The following is a 19,686-nucleotide window of genomic DNA, read 5'->3' as shown; positions in this document are numbered from 1 at the left end:
ATACAAATGAAGATAGAATTAGATATACTAAGAAATGCGTATGATTACTTTGAAGAATCAATTAAGTATTATGAAATTGCAGATGAAGATGGAACCCATGAAGAAGCATTTTCTGATTATAACAGTAAAATCAAATGGAAAATGGCATATATAACATTAATACAGTCATTTGAATTACTTATAAAAGCAGAACTAAAGAAAATACTAGATATTCTTATTTATGAAAATATGGATATTCCTATTACAAGCAAAAGTAAAACTATTTCTGGAACAAAAGGGATAGAAAGATTGTACAATTGCAACCCTAAAATAATAAGTTTAGAAGAAAAAGGTTTTATAAAAGAATGCATAGAGATTAGAAATTCATTTGTACATTGCGATGTTGATTTAGATACTGCAGAAATAAAGCCTAAATATTGTAAAATGTATTCATTATTTGCAAAAATGCATAATGAACTTAATGAGGAAAGCAATGAAGTATATATAAGAATTGTAAATGAACATCGAAAAACACATGGAAATGTAATGGAATTTTCAAAGGGATATGTTGTTTTTAGAAATGTAGAGATGCTAGAAGAGTTTAAGAATGACTTTCTAAAGGAAATTGCCAATAATAAAAGGACGGGAATCTTAATTGACAAAGCTGGTGTGAAATATAATCGATACCCATATGGAAATACAGAATGGAATGTAATCCCACCATTGCATGAGTTTTGTCCAGACTGTGCTGCAGCATTAGGAGAGTTTCATTATGAAGATTGTGATATCGAAATATGTCCCAAATGCCATAATCAATTGCTGTCGTGTGATTGTGAACTTGAGGTGTATGTAGAATAAGTTAGACTTTGAAAAACTAAAAACACCTGGTTATATATATTTTGAATCGAAAGATTGTAACAAATCGTGGAAAAGCTGTGGATGGGATAAAATACTGCTTAAATGGATGAAGCAAATAAAAACGGAAATGGAAATTGAATATAGGTCTGAAATGGAATCTTATTAAATAGCTAGTTGACATATCCACTGAAGAAAGTAGATGAAAATATAATGGAATTAAAAGATATAATGCTCGAGTTATGTAATTATAAAAAATCCATTGAAAATAAAATTACAATAATTGAAAAAAACTCAAAAAAGGTTAAATTTTATGATTTTCTTTATCAACTGCCGGGAAACATTGAATTAGGAGAAATACTTAAAACATTCCAAAATGAGTTTTGTAAAATTGAAGTCATGGAGGAAAGTACTCCAAAGCAGGTGTGTGACAGTGCTAAAAATAGTATTTTTACTTCAATAGAAGATAACTTTATAAAAGCAAATATAGTAGTAGATCGTGAAAATATATTTAGTTGTTATATTAGATATTGTGGAATTAAAGGAATATATACCATATCTTGCAGAACAGAGTTTATTAAAAACCTTAAATTATATATAGATAAATTAAACGAGCTTATAGAAAATGATCTCAAGGAAATCCAGAATATAAAGCAAATATGTCGTTCTTTGATAGATGAATACTGTAAAAGAGCTGAGCCAAAGAAAACTAGTAAGTTTTTGGGGTATAAAAAAGGGTTGCTAGCCGATCTTGAATATAATTATGATTATAAAAAAATAAACGATTCTAATCACAATTATACCATGCATCTGGGGGATCAAGAGTACTATAAAGGTATGTACTTGAAGGGGCGGCGCAAACCTGCTTTTGATTCAGATATATTTCATAAATATGGTTTGGATATTGATGGTATAGATGGATATTACTTCGATGTTCTACATGAGGTATTCCTATATTATGAAGACCAAGAACAACCTGATGAGAAGGGATACTTAGTAGCATTAGAAAAATTTCAGTTATATTTAGCAATATTGTCGGCACTGCTGAATTATATAAGTGAAAATCAGATATACAACTTTTCTTATGTTGGCATTTATGTTGAAAATATGCATGAATCCAAAGAAGTGGAAGCAGTTATAGAATACATACTGGTATCCATTTTCCGCTACAATCTTTATTATGGGAATGATTGGCGTTATAAATTTTATCCTCCTTTAAGTCAATATATGATTCTCAGTGAATCTATTTGCAGTACGGATAGTAACGAATTAAAAGAATTGAAATTCTTTGCTGATTACCTATATCAGCTTATAATTGAAAGGAAAGAATCACATCACCAATATATAGTTACAGTTACAGGATATAAAGATATTCCGGTAGGATACAAGTCTTATGTATACAATGAACGTGAACGGAAGTTCGGAACATTATCGACTAGAAGAAAGGAACAACTAAAATTATTAATAGATGAAATTTATAGTATATACGTTGAATATGACCAGGATTATGGAAGACGGTATTGGATGTATTCATATCTTTCGAAAACACCTTATAGAATTACTAATATGTTTGAAAGAGATAACTTTATTACTTGTGTGGAAGAACCATTTGTTGAATATGACTTCCCTAAAGATGTTTGGGAGGAACATTATAGAGAACATTATGAGGAGTATTTAACCCAGTATATGGATTACTTTGATTTAGTACTTGATTATTCAGAATATTATTATTTATTAGATAGGAAATTCGGACAAGGTATAACACATCACTGCGATTGGAAGGACGATGGTACATTACAGAGCAAAGAGGAGTTGGAGAAACAGTATCTCGAGAAAGATTATAAATTATACAGTGGTAAGCATTCTCGCAATGTAAAAGTTAGTAAAGAATCTGCAATTACCAGTATTATTAAAGATAATTATATTGAAACAACTAAGAATGATAACAGAGACAGGCTTATGATAAATAAAATTATATCAAAATTTGAAATTTTCAAGGATGATGATAGTGTGAAAGTAAAAATACCAGAAAAAAATAACCCTAATAAACTAAGTTTTGAAGAATTTAGTACTATTCAAATGTTTAACTTAGCAAATGCATTTATTGCTGCGGCTAATCGTTGTAATGAACCTCAAATAGAGCAAATAGGTTGGATGCACCCATTACTTGTTCCTATCGTAACAAATGTATCATTTTCTTGTGAACTTTTCTTTAAAACGATACTAAGAAATCATAACATTCCTGCGCACCATCATGACCTTTATAAACTTTTTAAATTATTACCAAAGGAAGTTCAAAATGAGATTATTGACAAAGATGATTATGAAAGTTTTACAGTAAATTTAAAACAAAATTCTAGTCTTTTTGAGCAATGGAGATATTTATATGAGAGTTCACTACAATCGCTAAATGTAAGATTTTTATTTGATCTTGCCAAAAGATTGTCAGCTTATATCACTCAGCAGATTTGAACTATTTTTTTCATATAGTGTAACTTGTTATTCCAATGATAATAGATACTCAAATTGAGCCAGCAATTAGCTGGCTTTTTATTTATGGAGAGAAGGAAATGCAAATTGATTGTAATTGGCAATAGAGAAAACGAGGTTTTTAATAATAAGTAATGAACGTACAAATTGCATTGAAAGACTAAAAGTTGAGTCTCAAGAAGTGTATACATAAAGTGGTGTATCAATTTTTAAAATATAATGTGCAAAGCGTCCTTTGAACAGCTATTCTAATAAGTCAAGTGAATATGTATGGTGGAAATGCGATAAAGTACAGACACACCGTAAATAGTATAAATACAGGACATTTTGTTTCTAAAAAATGGACTTTATTTTTGTATGAACTTTTTAAAGGGAAATAATAAAGTTCATAAATTAAGATATTATTATAATTCAAAAGTCCATATTAATAAAAGGATTAGCCTCAAAATATTTAGAAAATATTAGAGACTTTTTTACATAAATTTGTTGTATTTTAATTGATAATAAAACTTACATATGGTAACATAATCCATATTAGAATAATAAAATGTTAAATTGTTAAGAGGTGAATATGGACTTTCATGTGGATGAATGGAGAAATCCTGTAAAAGAATATCTAAATCTAAATATAGATGATAGTTATACTATGTATTATGATGAGAGTAATAATTGTCGAAAATTTTGCATTAAGGAGCAGTCTTTTAATGTACCTGCTGAAGAAGATTTCGTTTTAGCAGGTGTGGGTTATGATAGTAATCGAAAGCCAAATTTTGTTTTTGAACAGTTATGTTCAGATTTGAAACTCCAGAAAAATGTTAAAGAAATAAAGTTTACAAAGCAATTTCCTAAAGGCAATTTTTTAGATTGCATGTTAAGTAGAAAAACTGAAAGGTTTTTAGAATGGTTGGATAATAGTGGGTTGTTTGTTCACTGCTCCCATGTTAACAATCTATTTTATTCAACTGTGGATATTATCGATTCAATAGCTAGCATGGATGATATTATTTCATTTGGTTACGATATAAACTCATTAAAAAATGTTGTATATAAACTGTTTCTTACAAATAAGGATAGTTTTTTGAAATAATGAAGAAATATAAATATCCCAATATCCAAACTAATGATGTAAGGAGCTTTTGCCATGAATTAATTCTTTTGTTTGGAAATCATTATAATTTAAACAATGAAGAAAAATTTATAAAAGGTATGCTTAAAAAAGCTAAAGAAGAAGGTAATTTGATCTTTTTACAAGACAATAAGGACAATATTTTGCAAGAAAATTATGTGAATCTTTATATGCATCCTATTATTCTATTTAAAAATTCAGAACATATTTTTGATGAGGAGACTGAAATCTATAAAATTCTCAATACCTATGATTTAAAGGATGGAAGTATTAAATTAAACAATTATAAATTTGTAAAATCGGAAAGTAAGCCTTTAGTTCAAGTGTCAGACGTGATCTCAGGACTATTTGGAAAGTTATTCATTTATATAAACACATATGAGCATATGCACTTTTTGTATGTTAAGTCTATACTTTCGGAATTACAAAGAAAAAATATAAAGTTATTTTATAAGATTATTACTGATTCCCAAAATAAGAATCCTGCATTTATGCATTCGATTGCGAGCTATACTGAATTGAGAAAAATCAATGATTTCTTTGAAATACTGGGGTAGCTTTAAGGAGAGAGGAGAAAGAAATTATGAAATATATTTTGATTGATACAAATATATTTTTAGATTTACTTATCGATAGAAAAAATCAGGTATCAAGTAAATCGGTTGAAACATTTGAGAAATTACTTGATTATGACGATATTAAACTCATTGTACCATCCATCGTCAGATTTGAAACATATAAGCATATAGACGAGGAATTTGATAAAGTCAGGGTAAATCTACAAAAAGCCATAAAAAATATAGAGCAGTTATATGGGATAAATGCCTATAAAGTTAATGGTCTTGATATTAAAGACTATAAGAAGAAGTCAAAAAAAGAATTACAAGATGCAGCGGATATGTTTGATGCAAATAAAGATACGTACATTAAAGATTTGAAGAGATTAATAGAAAAAGTATTTAAGCACAAAAACACAATTATTGTTGATGAAGATGTTAATTTATTAAATGCATGTTTTAGGAGACGCCTATATAAAAAGGCACCTTTCCATATAGAAGGTAAAGATTCATTAGCTGATGGAATGATAACTGAAACATTAATCAATATCAATAATTATATTACGTTAGATAAAGACAGTGAGATATATTTTGTTACCGGTAACTATACTGATTTTTCGGATAAAGGGAATAGAGATATTTTACATGTACATATTATTCAAGATTTAAAAAGCAATGAATTAGATAAAAAAGTATCCTATGTTAGGACTTTTCATCAACTCATTGGGGTATCATTAAAAAATGAAGTTATTAATGCAAATTTAAAAGAAGAATTTCAACGTGAACTGGAAGAGGAGCAGTTACGTGAGTTACAAGAAATGGATTATATTGACAGCGTACGGGAGAGCCTTGGATTAAGTTCGTTAAGTAGTTTTGAATCAAATTTTGAAGATAATTTTATAAACTGCGATTTTTATGAAAAGGTTTGTGCAGTATTCGAGAGAATCAATAGTGCATATTCAGAATTTGAAGATTTTACGTTATTTTATGATGATGAGTTACTTAGTTACTTTGGTACGTTGGAGTTATCTAACATAGAAAGTGCTATACAAAATATGAATGAATTTTTCACCAACAATGGTGAACCTACTGTAGTTTCTTCATTTGAGGGTGTATGTGATATTAAAGACTGGACTCTTGCTAAAATTAAAGATTTAAATTATAGTAAATACGATATCAGATTACCTGATAAATTTGAGTTTGGAGATAAAATTGCAATAATTGATGCCAACAAACAAAAGTCGTATTTTATTTTAGACGATTTGCAGCTATATCCTGATGATGGAGGGCAAGATGATATTTATATCCGAATAAAAGGTGAGAATGGTAATATTGCGGCAAGAGGTTATATTCAAGTGAACTATGGTTATGTGGAAGAAGATGACGATGGTGGAATTGGAGATGGATATTCTGAAGGTGTCGAATATAATACATTAGAAATAGAAGAGTTAATTGAGCAAATTGCTTCAGAATTAGAATGTAAAGTAAGCAAGAACGAAACTATGGTTAATGAATTAAGGAGCCGATTTAATCTATAGTTTTTTATTTGTATAGACCTTGCATGGGCAGGGTCTTATTTTGTAAGTCTATTATAATAAGGTGCCTTGTTAATGTATAGTAATTCATGAGAAAATCTCTATATAACACTTTTTACACTTTTCGCAGTGCGAAAAGTGGGAATTATGGAGATTCCTATGGGTGATGCTAAAAAACTGACAAACAAATACCGCCTGGAAAAATGGGTATCCGTTATCCAGGAACAGATCAACAGAGGTAAACGTGTGGACGTGTGGTGCGAGGAAAACAACATCAGAAGAGACAGTTATTACTTCTAGCTCCTCGTTACCCGCCATATTTCACGACTTCTCGGATTAGATGAAGTCAAGCTTAGAAATATGATGAATTCAGGCATAACTGAATCAAATATTAATGTATTTGGACGCTTTGACGATTTGAAAGATTCTGTAGATAAAAATAAGGCAATGGAGTATTTTGAAAAATTGGAGGGTGCAAAGATTCCACCTTTCAAAGTAAATATAAAAGTACATAACCTTCTCCAAAAGTTAATTACAAGTGGAGGTTTCAAAGACGAGCTAACAAATGAAAATAAACTGCGGAAATATAAAGAGTAATTATAAAGAGGCAGGGACTCTTTCTCTTTTTTGTTATGCCTGTAGCGTGAGTTTTCACAGCTTGTTGATGTACGAATTGGACGTGATTATAAAAACCTTTCAGAGGGCGATATTCCTGTTTATAAAACTGTTGGATATATGCTAAGTAGTAAGCGATTCAAATTAGGGCGAATACAAAAGGTATTCTGGGATGGTAAAATTAGCTCGCTACCGTAATTCCTTTTGTATTCTCCATTCAACCTTCATTCCTGATGTAAATCCTTTGACTATGGAAGGTAAGCATCTATCAATTCTCAGGTTAATATACTATCAATAAGTTTTAATATGTGCCTTACATTATATGCGATGGCTACAATCAGGTAATCTTCATAATTATCCATTGCATCGGTATATATAGCACCTATGCGGAGCAGGTGAGTAAATTCATTTCGGTACTGTGCAAGGAACTTAAAGGCATTATCTTCAAGATTGATTATACGTACCGCTAATTCAACAGGAGGGGCCTTCACGAGTATGTCTTTATTAATGGTCTCGAAGTATATATCATTCCCTGGTTCTTTATTCATATACTTTCTATACATAATCCTGGACAGTTTATCATAGCATGCCATGGTGAGCGTTGCTGACGTGTAAATCAAATACTGCCGATCCATCAAATCTGGTATAATAGCATCGAAATCTCTCCACATCATTTGATAACTCTTATCATCAAAATGAATGGCATAGCTGCAGCCCTTTATGATCTCTGCCAATCTGCAAACCACATCTATGAGAAGATCTCCATTCTCCTTGGCGGACAACTGATAAGGTCCATAATAGAGATACTTGTCCAGTTTTGCACTTTCTTTTGTAAGGATATCATGAATATATTCATCTTCAGAGATTTTAAGATCAGGGATTGATCCGGTTCCAGTAAGCAGACTTATGGCATTAGTATCAAGTGAAATGGTATAAAGTCCTGGCATTTTATTGATCATTCCATTTACTAGGTCAAGAAGCTGACCAGTAATCTTTATTATGCCTTCGAAATTCCCTTGCAGCATTTCAACATCAAACTCATATCGTTGCTTTTTTATGGCGGCATCATATTAAGATTTCTCAAGTGTTTGGATAAATCATGGGAGGATGAGGAACGCCAGTCTAGCAATGAATTTCTAGCATTGTTACCAATAACAGTTTCAAGTATCGATCTTAAGCCGGAGTTGTTAAAATCCGGATCTTTTTTAATTGCCTTATAAATAGTATAGTGTGTGTTTTTTCTACCGTCTTCTCGAAATGGAAAATGATACATTAAGCCGAACCACAACATGATACGTTCCATGCATTCATAAAAATGCTGAGACAGGCAGTAATAATAATGACTTATTGAAAAGAGCCTAGTATCATTTTTATAATGAAAGGACAGCTGATAGGAAAGATCCATAAGTAGCATGTCTTTTGTCATTCGGTTAATGCATACCATGATATCTTCAATTATATTAAAGAGGTAATCATAATGGGTAAGTTCACGGACGATTTCGTCTCTTTCCGGGTACCGCCTATAATATTCTATCGAGATATCATGAATAAGATTATCGGTGTTCATGTGTCGGTGGCATATGTTGTTAAGCTTTATAAGCTGTCCTTTACTATATAAGGATTTATGATCTTTTTTCCATCTGACAACCGGATAAATTGAAAAATCAAATCCAAAAAGCCGTTCTAGATCTGAGGTAGTGAAAAAGCCGCTATACAGTCTGTTCTTAATGGCAGCATTTGCTTGCCCAGGTGTGACTGTGCATCCATTGGCACATCTTATCTGGTCACTTTTCATTATAAGCATCTTGTGTTCTTTGCACTTAGGACATAGAAATCTTCTTCGCCGCAATAGTCCAACATGTTCATTTTTTGCTTCTCCCATAGATTTCCTCCTTAAAAATAATTTCTATTATATTTTATACTATGCCATATTATAATAATATACAAGTTATTTGGAGGATAATTCTGTATATTTTAATAGTTATGTCGATTTTAATACTAAGTTTATAAAACAAGCATATGTTTAATCTTTGAAAAGTAATAATCAATTAAAGGGGATCGTTATGGATAATACCGTAGTAAAGATTTTTGAGAGAAAGGCTTTTAGTCATTTGCAATGATAAATAGTATAATAGAATAATTTCAAAAGTTCAAAAAGAATAATAATTTATTCATAACCTTAAAAAAAGCAATGGTAATATATAGTAATAATTACTCAAGTGTTATATAATCTAGATAATATTAGGAGGTGTGAAAAACAAATGAAAAAGCGAGATTCAAAGTATTTATTACGGAAGATTAGAAAGTATATATTATGGGGAGACGTATATAGATATGGTATCGCAATTATATTGCTGCTTGTACCTGTATTATTGGCAGCATCAAGTATGTTAAAATAAGAAGACTGGGTGATAAGTGTGGGAAATTATATCGGATTTTTAGACGTATAAATATTAAAAGTCTGGCTCATTATTTTGTAAATTACTGTACTTCCCATTATGTCTATGAAGGTTATAAAGAATAAACAAATCAGAATTTGTAGGGAACAGAAACTTTGAAACTTAGGGAGATAATAATGAAAGAGCGTAAGGCTACATATGAAGAAGTTAAGCAATTGAAAAAAGATAAAATATTGGAACTGCCTTGGGATTGCTTAGAAGAAGACGATTATATATATATTTGAAAAGAATAGTTGTGTATGTGCAGTGATTAGATTATCAATGGATCCTTATGATAATGATGTGATATGGATTGATGAGTTTGAAATAGTAAGAAATTATCGGAAGCAAGGAATTGGTAAGTTGATAATATGTAAATTTTTAAAGGAATGTAATGACGTGGTAAAATTAATGGCAAAGAACAAGCCAGTAGCAGAATTTTGGTATAAGTGTGGATTTCAGTATGATAATCCATCATGGTCGGAAATACCGATGATTTATTCCAAGCAGAGCTGTTTCCTTTAGATTTAAGAAGTTAATATTTCAGGGTTTGGTGAGTAGTAAGAAACAGAAGATTTTAGTTTGTAAGGGAGAAATATGATGCGAGAAATTAAAAAATTGGCAACTAAATTTCGAATTGCTATTGAGAGTGCGAAGAATGAAAGAAGATTTATTACCAATCAATGTTTTCGAAATTTTCCAAATGGCTGTTGTGGTATTACGGCAGAGCTATTGGCAAGATTTTTGATGGACAATGGCATTAAGGGCAAATTAACTTACATAGGAGGAACGTATCGTGAGTATTCGCTAGAGCTACCATCACATGCATGGTTGAAAATAGAAAATAATATTGTGGTAGATATCACTGGTGATCAATTTAAATATTATCCAGTACCTTTTAATTTTAATGAGGCTGTATATGTGGGATTGTATAATGATTTCTATAATCTATTTGAAATAGATGAAGAAGAAATTTGTAATAACTACTATCTACTAGACGATGTGTATGTCCGTAATCATTTAAGTAGAAGAAAATTGTATGAAATTATACTTGAATATATTTAATAAATTCCAATTAGTATGTCGGGATTAAAACAAAAGTTTTATCTAGAAACTAGAAAACTTGTAATTAATTTTTAAAAGAAATGATTAGAAGCACTGAATATAGTACTTATTATACAAGGATGTATGGTAGTTAAAATTACACGCGCTATGTTCTGTTTGTACCATTTACTGAAAAATATACAAGCAATTGGAGTAACACAAGGAGGCACAATAATTATGAATGAATTTTTAAATAGTAGCGATAAACCATCGGACTGGCCGGCCAATAATAGAGAATTTGTTCTTGAAAAAATATATCGTGCAACTGAAATGTTTAAGGTGAATCCGGGGTATAGGACCAAAGAGATATTGCTGTCATTGGTAAGTGAGCATGATTTAAATCAGCGTTCCTATGAAGGTATATATAGAGTAACGGAATTTGAAGTTGAGCTTATTAATATCCTATATTTAACAGGCGCTGCATATCAGATTAATTCATTAAGGGTGTATTTGTATGAAATTGTGGGAGATACAACACGTATGCAAAAGATGGTATCATGGTTTGCACCAGCGTTAGGTGGCAATAATCTTATTAGTGATACATTAGCAGTGAAATCATATGACAACTTATTGATTCTACCGCTAAAGCTCTATCATTATGCGTATCAAAAGTACAATGTTGAAAAGGATAAATCTTTCTCAGACCAGATTGTCGAACTTATAAATAATATGTTAGAGACGGATTCCTCTGATTTAATGGTATCGTCACTTACACAAGCATATATTTCTATGTTGAATGACCTCAGTTATATGCATGGGACAAAGAGAGATAATATCTGGAAATTTTCACGCAAAGAACTTACAAAACTTTTTGTCCTCGAAGCAAAGTTGATAAAAATGAATCATCAATCACCAATAGTACGGCCATTAAAGGGTGTGTTGATGACACAAATTAGCAATTATATACTCAAGTCACGGAATAATTATAATGAGGATTATATTTGCAAATACATTTCTCCGGAAACAGCGAAATTGAGCTGTAGAAATCATCAGATATGGATGCAGAAAACGAAATATCTTAATGACGAAAGAGAGCAAAAGGTAATACCAGAACTGTTTGATGATGATTCATGGATCAATTACAGTTGGATAAGGAATATTTATTTCACAGCAACAAGAACCTATTATGTTTCTTCGTTTAGCAAGTCAATTGAAAATGAGAGAATGAAGGAGGAATATGGATCTTGCATATATGGTTTTAAGGATGACCGACTAGTTGAGTTACTTGGCCCAATTGGTATTTTTCAGATGAAGAAAAGAGAAGATGCTGATCCAAAACTTCCAGATAAAAGTACAAGACCATATGTTTCCCAAGTACTCGCTTTTGATATTTTATATGATAAGGAACAAGCAAAAGAGGAACTGCAGTACTTGTTCAGTATTATCGATACATTTGATATGTCTAATGAGGATAAGAAGCAATTCTTGGAAGCAGTTCTTCAATACTGGATACTCTCAGTAAAAGACCCCAAATGGTCTTATGAGAAAGAAAGAAGATATGTTCTATTTTTGTATGATGACTATGACTATAGAGAGGTAGAGATAGATGAGAAGTTCCTTAAAATGAAAACATCTCTATTCTTGACTCCTGATTTTATCCTGGGAAAAAATCCAGTTAGATGGGAAATTCAGCATCAGGTAGATGCAAAGAGAAAATTTCTTTCTTTGAAGGATTATCTGTTTTGTATAGGTTGTTTGATGCGAGACTACGATACAGTGTTAGAGAAAACTGATACTTGTCCTATATGCGGGGTACATAAATTGGAAAATGTTCATATTAGAGATAATTCAAATTTAGATAATTAAAAAATAAGCAAATTCCAATTAGTCGAGTATAAAATAGATTGATGATGGAAAACAAGTAAAAGTTCATGAAGATAGACAAACAATTTGTTTCATATTCACATGTTTATGCACATAACTTACAACTCATCAAATACAATTTTGTTGATCAAATAAACTTCCCATTATGTTTAATAAATAACACGGGAAATACTTTGAATGGGGGATGTTCTATGGTTTTTCAAGAAGGCATTAATGACTATTTAAATTATGGGGATTTTACAAAGCGTTCATTGGAACGGTATAAGTACATTTTAGAAGTATATTATAACTTCTTGTTCAACAACGAAGGACTGAATGATTCAAGTGTATTTACATATTTAAGTGGGGTAACATATAAGGAAGTTCTTATATCACTTGACTTCTATATAAAGAATTACGGTGTAAAGGCAGAAGACACTTGCTTACTATACATTAGTGTAATAAAGGAATTTCTGAAATACCTTACTAAAACAGAGACTATTAAAAACAGCAGCATTATTTTTAGTTTTGGATTAGCAGATAGCGATAAGCAATCATTTAACTACCATGCCTCTAGACACATTGAGAAGTTGATTAAAGAGAGGATTATTAAAAAAAGTAATGAAGGAACACCTTTTAATGAGGAACAAATAGCTTTTGTTATTGATTATTGTAATGACAATTTGTTGCCGCTACAACATAATAAAAAAGAAAATAAAGAAAATATTCATAACAGATTTGTTAAATCACTTATTGTAAAATTAGTTATTTTCACAGGTGTATCTGTATCTGATAGAGTTTATCAACTCAAAATTAAGGACATAAACATGGAGTCTGGATATCTTTGTATTGAAGGGTATAGAGTTTATTTGCCTTTTAATTTGAGAAATCAATTTTCGATATATCTATCTGAAATTTATAATGGAAATATTAATGATTTAGACAGTTATCTTTTTTTAAATTATAAGCGTGAACGTTTAAGACAGGCGAATTTTGTAGGGGCTTTGATAAATAATGTACTTAGTCGTTTGGAAATCCGCCCATTAGGGTTGAAGCCATCGAGCACAATTTGCTTAGCAAAATATGCGATAATTCAACTTATCGACTTAGGAATTGATAGAGATACTATTATTTTATTTACTGGCTATGGTGATACTGTCATCAGTTCATGCAAAAATTACGCTGATGCTGGTAAAGAAGCTGAAAATATTAAACTTATGACAAACACATTAAAAACCTTACCTTTATTTGATGTTCTTTAAAAAGAAGAAGTTCTTGAAAGAAAAACACATATCAATGTTGAGTATGAGCATCAGTGAAGTCGAAATTATAAGTTTGTACATTATTGAAAAATGGAGGATGAAATGAAGAAAAATCCATATGAGTTTTATGGTAAACCTTCTGTAACAGCTTGTGTAGGTATTAATGGAGGAACAAAAATGATTATATTCGAAGTGGGTTTCATGAAGCTGTAAGATGGATACTGGAACGTATTAAAGAGACAAAATATGAGGATGTACTTGTTTATCCGTTGATTTTTTGTGCTCGGCATAGTATTGAGTTAGGGCTTTGATAATTTTGAGGAAACTTCTCACGATTCATGCAATTAAAGGCAAAATGAATGTTAAGAATAAGCTCTATGATTCAATATTAAAAAAAGCTCATACTCATAATATTCAATCGTTAAGCGAACAAATACTCGATTATATTTCAGTTGATGAAAGGCTAGGAAAACAATACCGATCTATAATAGAATACCTTGAAGATTATAATATTGACCTTGAGGGTGATGTTTTTAGATACACAACTAACGTCAGTGATACTCCACACATGGAAAGCAAGAATATAACTCATATAAGTCTGGATATCTTTACAGAAAATTATTACACTCTTTACGAAATGATCGATAATTTATATTATTTATTATCAAGCATTATTGAAGAATATAATCAAGGTATATTTACTAAAAAATTATCACGGGTTCAAATTGCTAAAATATCTTTACTGATTGGAGATATTAAGGACTGGAAAACAAGTAAAGATGAGATTAAGAATTAGTATAACATTGGATCTAAAGAACTTAGCGACGTTGTAAACATAATTAAATCTCATCGAGAATTTTTCATGAATATTGGAAAAGAAATAATATTTCATAATATTAGCAGTGAGGCCTTGGAGGCATATAAAGAATAACATATCAATGCAGTTAAGCTCCTAAATAATCAAAAAGTTAAAGACCCACTAGGATTAGAATATGAAGTGAGTGTTCAAAATGAGTTGAAAAAACTTGAGAACGTTTTCCTTTCTGCTGTTTCTTATGACGAGCTTATTTTCTTTATTACATGCATATAAATTATTAAGACTAATCTGTATTCTGAACAGTTAGATGATACATACGAGGAACTTTTTGAATCATATCATAACAGTTCAGAAAATGCATTATATAAACTTGGAGGTGGAAGACTACACCAAAATTTGATAGCAGGCTTAAAAAGGTGTGGTCAAATGACTTATTACAATAAAATTATTTAACTTTCACGGAAAGTTATCAAAGTAATATCTTGAGATGAATGAATTCTGATAAACTTATTATGTTTAGTTTAAATGTTGAATTTTATCAATTATAGATTGCAGTAAATTAAATAACAAGAAATGAGACTAAATAGCAACGATAGTGAAGAGAAAAAACTGTCAATGGCACTAAAATCTTGCATATCATTTGGTTATGAACTATTGGATTTAGAGTTTCGTAGTTGCATGATGCATACATAATATTAGAACAAGATATATATGATAAAATAAAACTTTCACCAACTAATGAAGAAACCCCATGATAGAATTCATGAATTGCTATATTAAATCTCTCTCTTTAGCGATAGAATTTGAATGGAAGCTGTGGTATAATTTAGGCTCCGTTTCTTATTTCGTGTAAACTCGTTTTACAGAATACTCCATTTTGAGCTTAATGATAATACACAAAATCCATGAAACGCTGTCAAGGCAAGGGGTTCAGCCTTGACTGTGGTTCATGGATTTTATAAAATAATTAAGGCTCAAAAGTTCCAAAACACTGAATTTGAAGCGGTCTCTAAATTTAAGAGAAATGTCTTAGAGCGTTTAGTTTGATGCTATGTTTAAAACCAATAAACCTTTTTTTATTAAATGAAATATAATTGGAAGCTGTCAATTTATGTTTACAGCTTCCTCATCATACACCTACACTTTAAAATTGATTATTCACTATAAATTCCAAATATTTTTCATTAACTAATGGAGTTGCAAAAATTATAAACACTGTATATTATTGATTTACAAATTTCGAAATTCATCAATTGTTATTTCAAATGCGTTTAATATTTGTAAAAGTACAAATCCCTTTATAATCGTTCCATTTGTTTCAAAACTTATAATATCTTGTATAGAGTATCCTGTTTTATAAGCTAATTCAGCTTGACTCATTATTTTATTAACTCTAATCATATGTATTTTTTCATTTATTGTCATTTCTTTATTTTTCCGTATTGCTTTTCAATTTTTTTAAGTAACCTGTCCTCCATGTCAAAAGAAGCAATGTATTTTCTATTATTAATATAACATTCAATAGAATATAGGAATATTGACGTTAGTTTCTTTCTTCTCAATGAAGCTGAATTACTAGAATATATCTTGTTGAATTCTCTATTTTGCAAATAGTAGTGATCTCTCATTTCTTTAACATAATCCCCATAATCGTCATCGACACTGACATTTCCAGTGTTAAAAATATACATATAATTTTCTAATTTTTCTTTTAAGTTTGTTTTATTTCGATTTTCATTTATTGCAAGAAACAATGCTGTTTTTAACGGGCATCCACCGCTTTTTGTTTTACTTGTTTTATATATATTATCAACGGATAGAAATATTTCGTAATAATAATCGCAAAATTGCTGACGATCTGTTTGTGTTATATTTTTAATTTTATTAATACTTGTTATTAGATTAAGAATACCCATCATTGTTTTAGTGTATCTGGATGTTTTATTATATATATTTAAATTGTCAATAAAGGTTCTATTACGAGCAGTATCAATATAAGGAGTTTGAACAGCATTATAAATTACTGAGAATTTTACAGATATCCCAGACTGGATTACTGCTTCTAAACGATGCTGTCCATCTACTAAAACTAATTGTCCTGACTCATTTTCAGCAAATGCAATTGCTTGATGTGAAAGGTACCATTCATCACGTTTCATCATACGGGCATACTTGGTAACAATATTTTTACTTAATGGTCTGTTACATGTATTATAGTTTAACATTTCTTGTGCCATTTTAGGGTTTATTTCTATTTCTTTTAATTCCATGATTAGATTCCTCATTCCTTTTATAATGTTCATTTGGATTGTATATATAATCCATATCTACACTGAAGTATTCTGCTAAACGTATTAAATTATATGTGTTTCCAATAATTCCGCTTTTTTCATATCGTTTTATACTACTAACAGATATTCCTGTGTCCTGAGCACATTTTTCTTGGCTTATTCCTCTTTCCAACCTAAGCTTTTTTAATCGATTTGCTGTATTCACAATTAATAACCTCCATATTTATTCTAAAGTAATTAATTACTTAATCAAAGTCTCATTTTTGAACTATTCCAAACAGACGCACGTGAATGAATACAATTATTTTTGTCATTAATAATATTATACCCCGTATACGGGGCATATTCATTATGTTTCCAATACTGTACTATATTATTGTATCTATTATCTTTTGAAATGGAGATGAATTAATGATAGTGTATGAACGGCTTTGGAAAACAATGGATCAAAAAAATATAACTACATACCAATTGATTAATAAATATCATTTCAGCAAGGGACAAATAGATCGACTAAAAAGAAATGCAAATATAGAGATGATTACTATAAATAATTTGTGTCGCGTTTTAAAATGTAGAATAGAAGATATAGCAGAATATGTAGAAGATGAAAGCGTATAACATAATTGTTTTATGCTTTTTTGCTTTTTGTCAAAGTTAAGGAGTTGGGTTCTTTGAAATCAACCTCTTAACCGGTTTTCAGACTTTTTAATGTTTTATGGATCTACATGTGTTTAGAGTGCACTTAATAAATCTGTCTAAATTATTATTCTATAACTAGCAATTACTCTATATCTAAAAAAACTGGAGTTACGTATATTGTAGCATCTGTTGAATTGCTACATTTCTTAGGAAATCATTATTTGTGGCAGAATTAAACAACAAAAAGCTTATGTATTGTTTTATTTTAGAAAACACTTGAAATTATGCTCAATATAATATAGAATAATTTTAATTTAATATAGAAAGTTGTTACTTTCATAAATGAAAGTTTTTTAGGGTGAAGTATCCGTATATTTTACCTGAGGAGGTGTTTTAGTTTATTTACATGGCTAAAGCACCTTTTTTTAATTAATAAATATAAATATTTTGTAATAACAAAAATGAAAAACAGAAATTAACTTGATATAAAACGAAAGAATTAGAAGATGGCAAAATATCGCTTAACAACCTATGCTTAATTTGCAAATATGGTGATCAAAAAAGCAAAGGTTCTCTTAACCATGATTTATAACCAATTGTACATAAAGGAGAAAATATGCAATCAAACATACGTTTTTCAGTTTATGAACATATCCTTGTGATTAAGGATAACCAACTTATTTCACGTAAATTTGTTGTTATAAAAGATACGGATAAGCATATCGTTGCTTGGACTGATTTCCACAAATATATCCGTTCAGGCAAAAAGATATATGCAAAAAAGATTACAGATGACGGTAATAAACGATTTTACTATGTTGTGAAACTTTTAAATTATGCTTTTTATGATAAATATCAGATTAAAAAGCTCACAAATATAACAATCGATATTGTAAAGGAATTTCTGAATGATTATGGTATGGGGACTCTGCCTGATGATGAACTGACTCGCTCTGAATCTACTGTAAATGTTTGCATTAGAACAATTGTTGATTTTCTGGAACTTTTATATGAAAACAATCGTAGCAAATGCAAATTTAAACTATCTGACCTGTATAAAACAGTGGAAGTACGTAATAAACACGGAAAGATGATGAATAAAAAAATACCTGTGTTTGATGTTTTATTTATAGACAATAATAATGAGATATTCCGGGATATGCCGGAAAGCGTATTTTCTATATTTCTAAATGTTATTATGAAGCGTCACAAAGATATCCTTATTCTTGTAGCTTTATCGGCTTTTGCGGGCTTGCGTCCTTCTGAGAGTTGTAATGTAAGAAGACATGATTCAAAGCTGGGTGCGGGCATCAGGTTTGTTATTACCGACGGAGAAGTAGAAGATATTATAATCGACTTGAAAAAAGAGCTTAACCTAAGAAGTGATTTAAAGAAGGTCGGTACCATTAAGAAGGAACGTACACAACATGTATATCCAGCGTTCTTAAATGCTTTTTATGAATGTTATCAGATTTACATGGATTACATAGAAGGAAAGAAATATGAGGCTGATTATGGAGCGCTGACAGTAAATAAACAAGGGAAGTCAATAACATATCACAGTTATTACGGTAAGTTTAAGGAAGTCATTGCCGATGCTATATCGGAATTATTAAACAGTAACGACCCAGAAGCTATAAATTATGCATATCTTCTACAAGAAAATAATCTTGGACCGCATATTTTTAGACACTGGTTCTCGGTGAAACTGACGTTGTTTGGAGAAGATGTATCTGGATTAATGCACTGGCGTGGTGACAAAAATCCTCAGTCCGCGTTAGTATACCTTCAAAATAAGGGTGATTTAATAAAACAATATTCAAAGGTTAATAACGAAATATTTGATTATAATATTTGGCGTTCAAAGAAACTTTTTGGAGATAAATAATGGTTGATTTTCGTGAATATGCAAATAGAATAAAAGAAATGTATCAGATTGAAAAAGAAACATTTTATGATGATTTAATGTGCTTTCTGGTTGATAATGAATGGTTTCATATTAAGCCATTATGGCAGAACGGACAGCTCTTAGTTGAACCTGATGATTTCCAGCCCTATCTACCAGCCATCCAACAGTATTTTACATCGGATGAAATGAGTATCGCTGATAAAAGCTCTGAATTAATGACTTTACTAAGAGAAAAACAACCAGATACTGCCGATAAATTAAAG

21 protein-coding genes are annotated in these 19,686 nt (G+C 30.3%); 16 read left to right on the top strand and 5 right to left on the bottom strand.

From position 1 onward, the window contains the following. Positions 1 to 6 precede the first annotated feature (6 nt). The 7 genes from RT261_RS13575 (at position 7) to RT261_RS13545 (ending at position 7,139) form a co-directional block, all read left to right on the top strand. Positions 7 to 837 (top strand): hypothetical protein, encoded by an 831-nt coding sequence (locus tag RT261_RS13575; protein WP_313133245.1) that lies wholly within the window; start codon positions 7 to 9, stop codon positions 835 to 837. Between the two features lie 210 nt (positions 838 to 1,047). Then, positions 1,048 to 3,306, top strand: coding sequence for a hypothetical protein (locus tag RT261_RS13570; RefSeq protein ID WP_313133242.1), 2,259 nt, complete (start codon positions 1,048 to 1,050; stop codon positions 3,304 to 3,306). A 589-nt stretch (positions 3,307 to 3,895) separates the two neighbouring features. Beyond that, positions 3,896 to 4,411 (top strand): hypothetical protein, encoded by a 516-nt coding sequence (locus RT261_RS13565; RefSeq protein WP_313133240.1) that lies wholly within the window; start codon positions 3,896 to 3,898, stop codon positions 4,409 to 4,411. After that, positions 4,411 to 5,007, top strand: coding sequence for a DUF3800 domain-containing protein (locus tag RT261_RS13560; RefSeq protein WP_313133239.1), 597 nt, complete (start codon positions 4,411 to 4,413; stop codon positions 5,005 to 5,007). Before RT261_RS13565 ends, RT261_RS13560 begins: the two co-directional genes overlap by 1 nt. Before the next feature lie 26 nt (positions 5,008 to 5,033). After that, the gene (locus tag RT261_RS13555) at positions 5,034 to 6,545 is read left to right on the top strand and encodes a PIN domain-containing protein (protein WP_313133237.1); all 1,512 of its coding nucleotides are present in this window, start codon (positions 5,034 to 5,036) and stop codon (positions 6,543 to 6,545) included. A gap of 144 nt (positions 6,546 to 6,689) precedes the next feature. Continuing rightward, positions 6,690 to 6,842, top strand: coding sequence for a hypothetical protein (locus tag RT261_RS13550; protein WP_313133236.1), 153 nt, complete (start codon positions 6,690 to 6,692; stop codon positions 6,840 to 6,842). Positions 6,843 to 6,902: 60 nt separating this feature from the next. Then, positions 6,903 to 7,139, top strand: a complete 237-nt coding sequence (locus RT261_RS13545; RefSeq protein ID WP_313133235.1) for a hypothetical protein — start codon at positions 6,903 to 6,905, stop codon at positions 7,137 to 7,139. Between the two features lie 293 nt (positions 7,140 to 7,432). Here RT261_RS13545 and RT261_RS13540 read toward each other — a convergent pair whose 3' ends face one another. Beyond that, entirely contained in the window at positions 7,433 to 8,182 is a 750-nt protein-coding gene (locus tag RT261_RS13540) for a hypothetical protein (RefSeq protein WP_313133233.1), read from the bottom strand. A 29-nt stretch (positions 8,183 to 8,211) separates the two neighbouring features. Further along, positions 8,212 to 9,039: a hypothetical protein gene (locus RT261_RS13535; RefSeq protein WP_313133232.1), complete on the bottom strand. Its 828-nt coding sequence runs from the start codon at positions 9,037 to 9,039 to the stop codon at positions 8,212 to 8,214. A 379-nt stretch (positions 9,040 to 9,418) separates the two neighbouring features. Here RT261_RS13535 and RT261_RS13530 point away from each other — a divergent pair, with 379 nt between their 5' ends. From RT261_RS13530 to RT261_RS13505, 6 genes are all read left to right on the top strand, one after another. Further along, on the top strand, positions 9,419 to 9,556 hold the full coding sequence (locus RT261_RS13530) for a hypothetical protein (RefSeq protein ID WP_313133230.1): 138 nt from the start codon (positions 9,419 to 9,421) through the stop codon (positions 9,554 to 9,556). A 306-nt stretch (positions 9,557 to 9,862) separates the two neighbouring features. Then, positions 9,863 to 10,120: a GNAT family N-acetyltransferase gene (locus tag RT261_RS13525; protein WP_313133228.1), complete on the top strand. Its 258-nt coding sequence runs from the start codon at positions 9,863 to 9,865 to the stop codon at positions 10,118 to 10,120. Between the two features lie 72 nt (positions 10,121 to 10,192). Further along, the gene (locus RT261_RS13520) at positions 10,193 to 10,660 is read left to right on the top strand and encodes a hypothetical protein (protein ID WP_313133227.1); all 468 of its coding nucleotides are present in this window, start codon (positions 10,193 to 10,195) and stop codon (positions 10,658 to 10,660) included. 216 nt (positions 10,661 to 10,876) lie between these two features. Next, a complete protein-coding gene (locus RT261_RS13515) occupies positions 10,877 to 12,505 on the top strand; it encodes a hypothetical protein (RefSeq protein WP_313133225.1) in 1,629 nt (542 codons plus the stop codon). Positions 12,506 to 12,714: 209 nt separating this feature from the next. Continuing rightward, on the top strand, positions 12,715 to 13,764 hold the full coding sequence (locus RT261_RS13510; RefSeq protein ID WP_313133223.1) for a hypothetical protein: 1,050 nt from the start codon (positions 12,715 to 12,717) through the stop codon (positions 13,762 to 13,764). Between the two features lie 355 nt (positions 13,765 to 14,119). After that, positions 14,120 to 14,560 (top strand): hypothetical protein, encoded by a 441-nt coding sequence (locus tag RT261_RS13505; protein WP_313133221.1) that lies wholly within the window; start codon positions 14,120 to 14,122, stop codon positions 14,558 to 14,560. Between the two features lie 1,251 nt (positions 14,561 to 15,811). On the opposite strand, the gene RT261_RS13500 is transcribed toward RT261_RS13505, so the two are convergent. From RT261_RS13500 to RT261_RS13490, 3 genes are read right to left on the bottom strand one after another with little or no spacing between them, the layout of a single operon-like run. Continuing rightward, entirely contained in the window at positions 15,812 to 15,982 is a 171-nt protein-coding gene (locus tag RT261_RS13500) for a helix-turn-helix domain-containing protein (RefSeq protein WP_313133332.1), read from the bottom strand. Positions 15,983 to 16,002: 20 nt separating this feature from the next. Beyond that, positions 16,003 to 16,851 (bottom strand): hypothetical protein, encoded by an 849-nt coding sequence (locus RT261_RS13495; RefSeq protein ID WP_313133220.1) that lies wholly within the window; start codon positions 16,849 to 16,851, stop codon positions 16,003 to 16,005. Further along, on the bottom strand, positions 16,820 to 17,077 hold the full coding sequence (locus RT261_RS13490; protein WP_313133218.1) for a helix-turn-helix domain-containing protein: 258 nt from the start codon (positions 17,075 to 17,077) through the stop codon (positions 16,820 to 16,822). Before RT261_RS13490 ends, RT261_RS13495 begins: the two co-directional genes overlap by 32 nt. Before the next feature lie 206 nt (positions 17,078 to 17,283). Here RT261_RS13490 and RT261_RS13485 point away from each other — a divergent pair, with 206 nt between their 5' ends. The 3 genes from RT261_RS13485 to RT261_RS13475 all read left to right on the top strand — a co-directional run. Beyond that, a complete protein-coding gene (locus RT261_RS13485) occupies positions 17,284 to 17,493 on the top strand; it encodes a helix-turn-helix domain-containing protein (RefSeq protein WP_313133217.1) in 210 nt (69 codons plus the stop codon). Positions 17,494 to 18,130: 637 nt separating this feature from the next. Next, entirely contained in the window at positions 18,131 to 19,402 is a 1,272-nt protein-coding gene (locus tag RT261_RS13480; RefSeq protein ID WP_313133215.1) for a hypothetical protein, read from the top strand. Beyond that, on the top strand, positions 19,402 to 19,686 hold a 285-nt coding region (locus RT261_RS13475; RefSeq protein ID WP_313133214.1), incomplete at its 3' end, for a hypothetical protein. The genes RT261_RS13480 and RT261_RS13475, both read left to right, overlap by 1 nt.

It is taken from the genome of Anaerocolumna sp. (assembly GCF_032079385.1).
Lineage (GTDB): Bacteria > Bacillota > Clostridia > Lachnospirales > Lachnospiraceae > Anaerocolumna.
The sequence above is the reverse complement of the archived record's forward strand: the minus strand, read 5'-3'. Positions and strand labels throughout refer to the sequence as shown.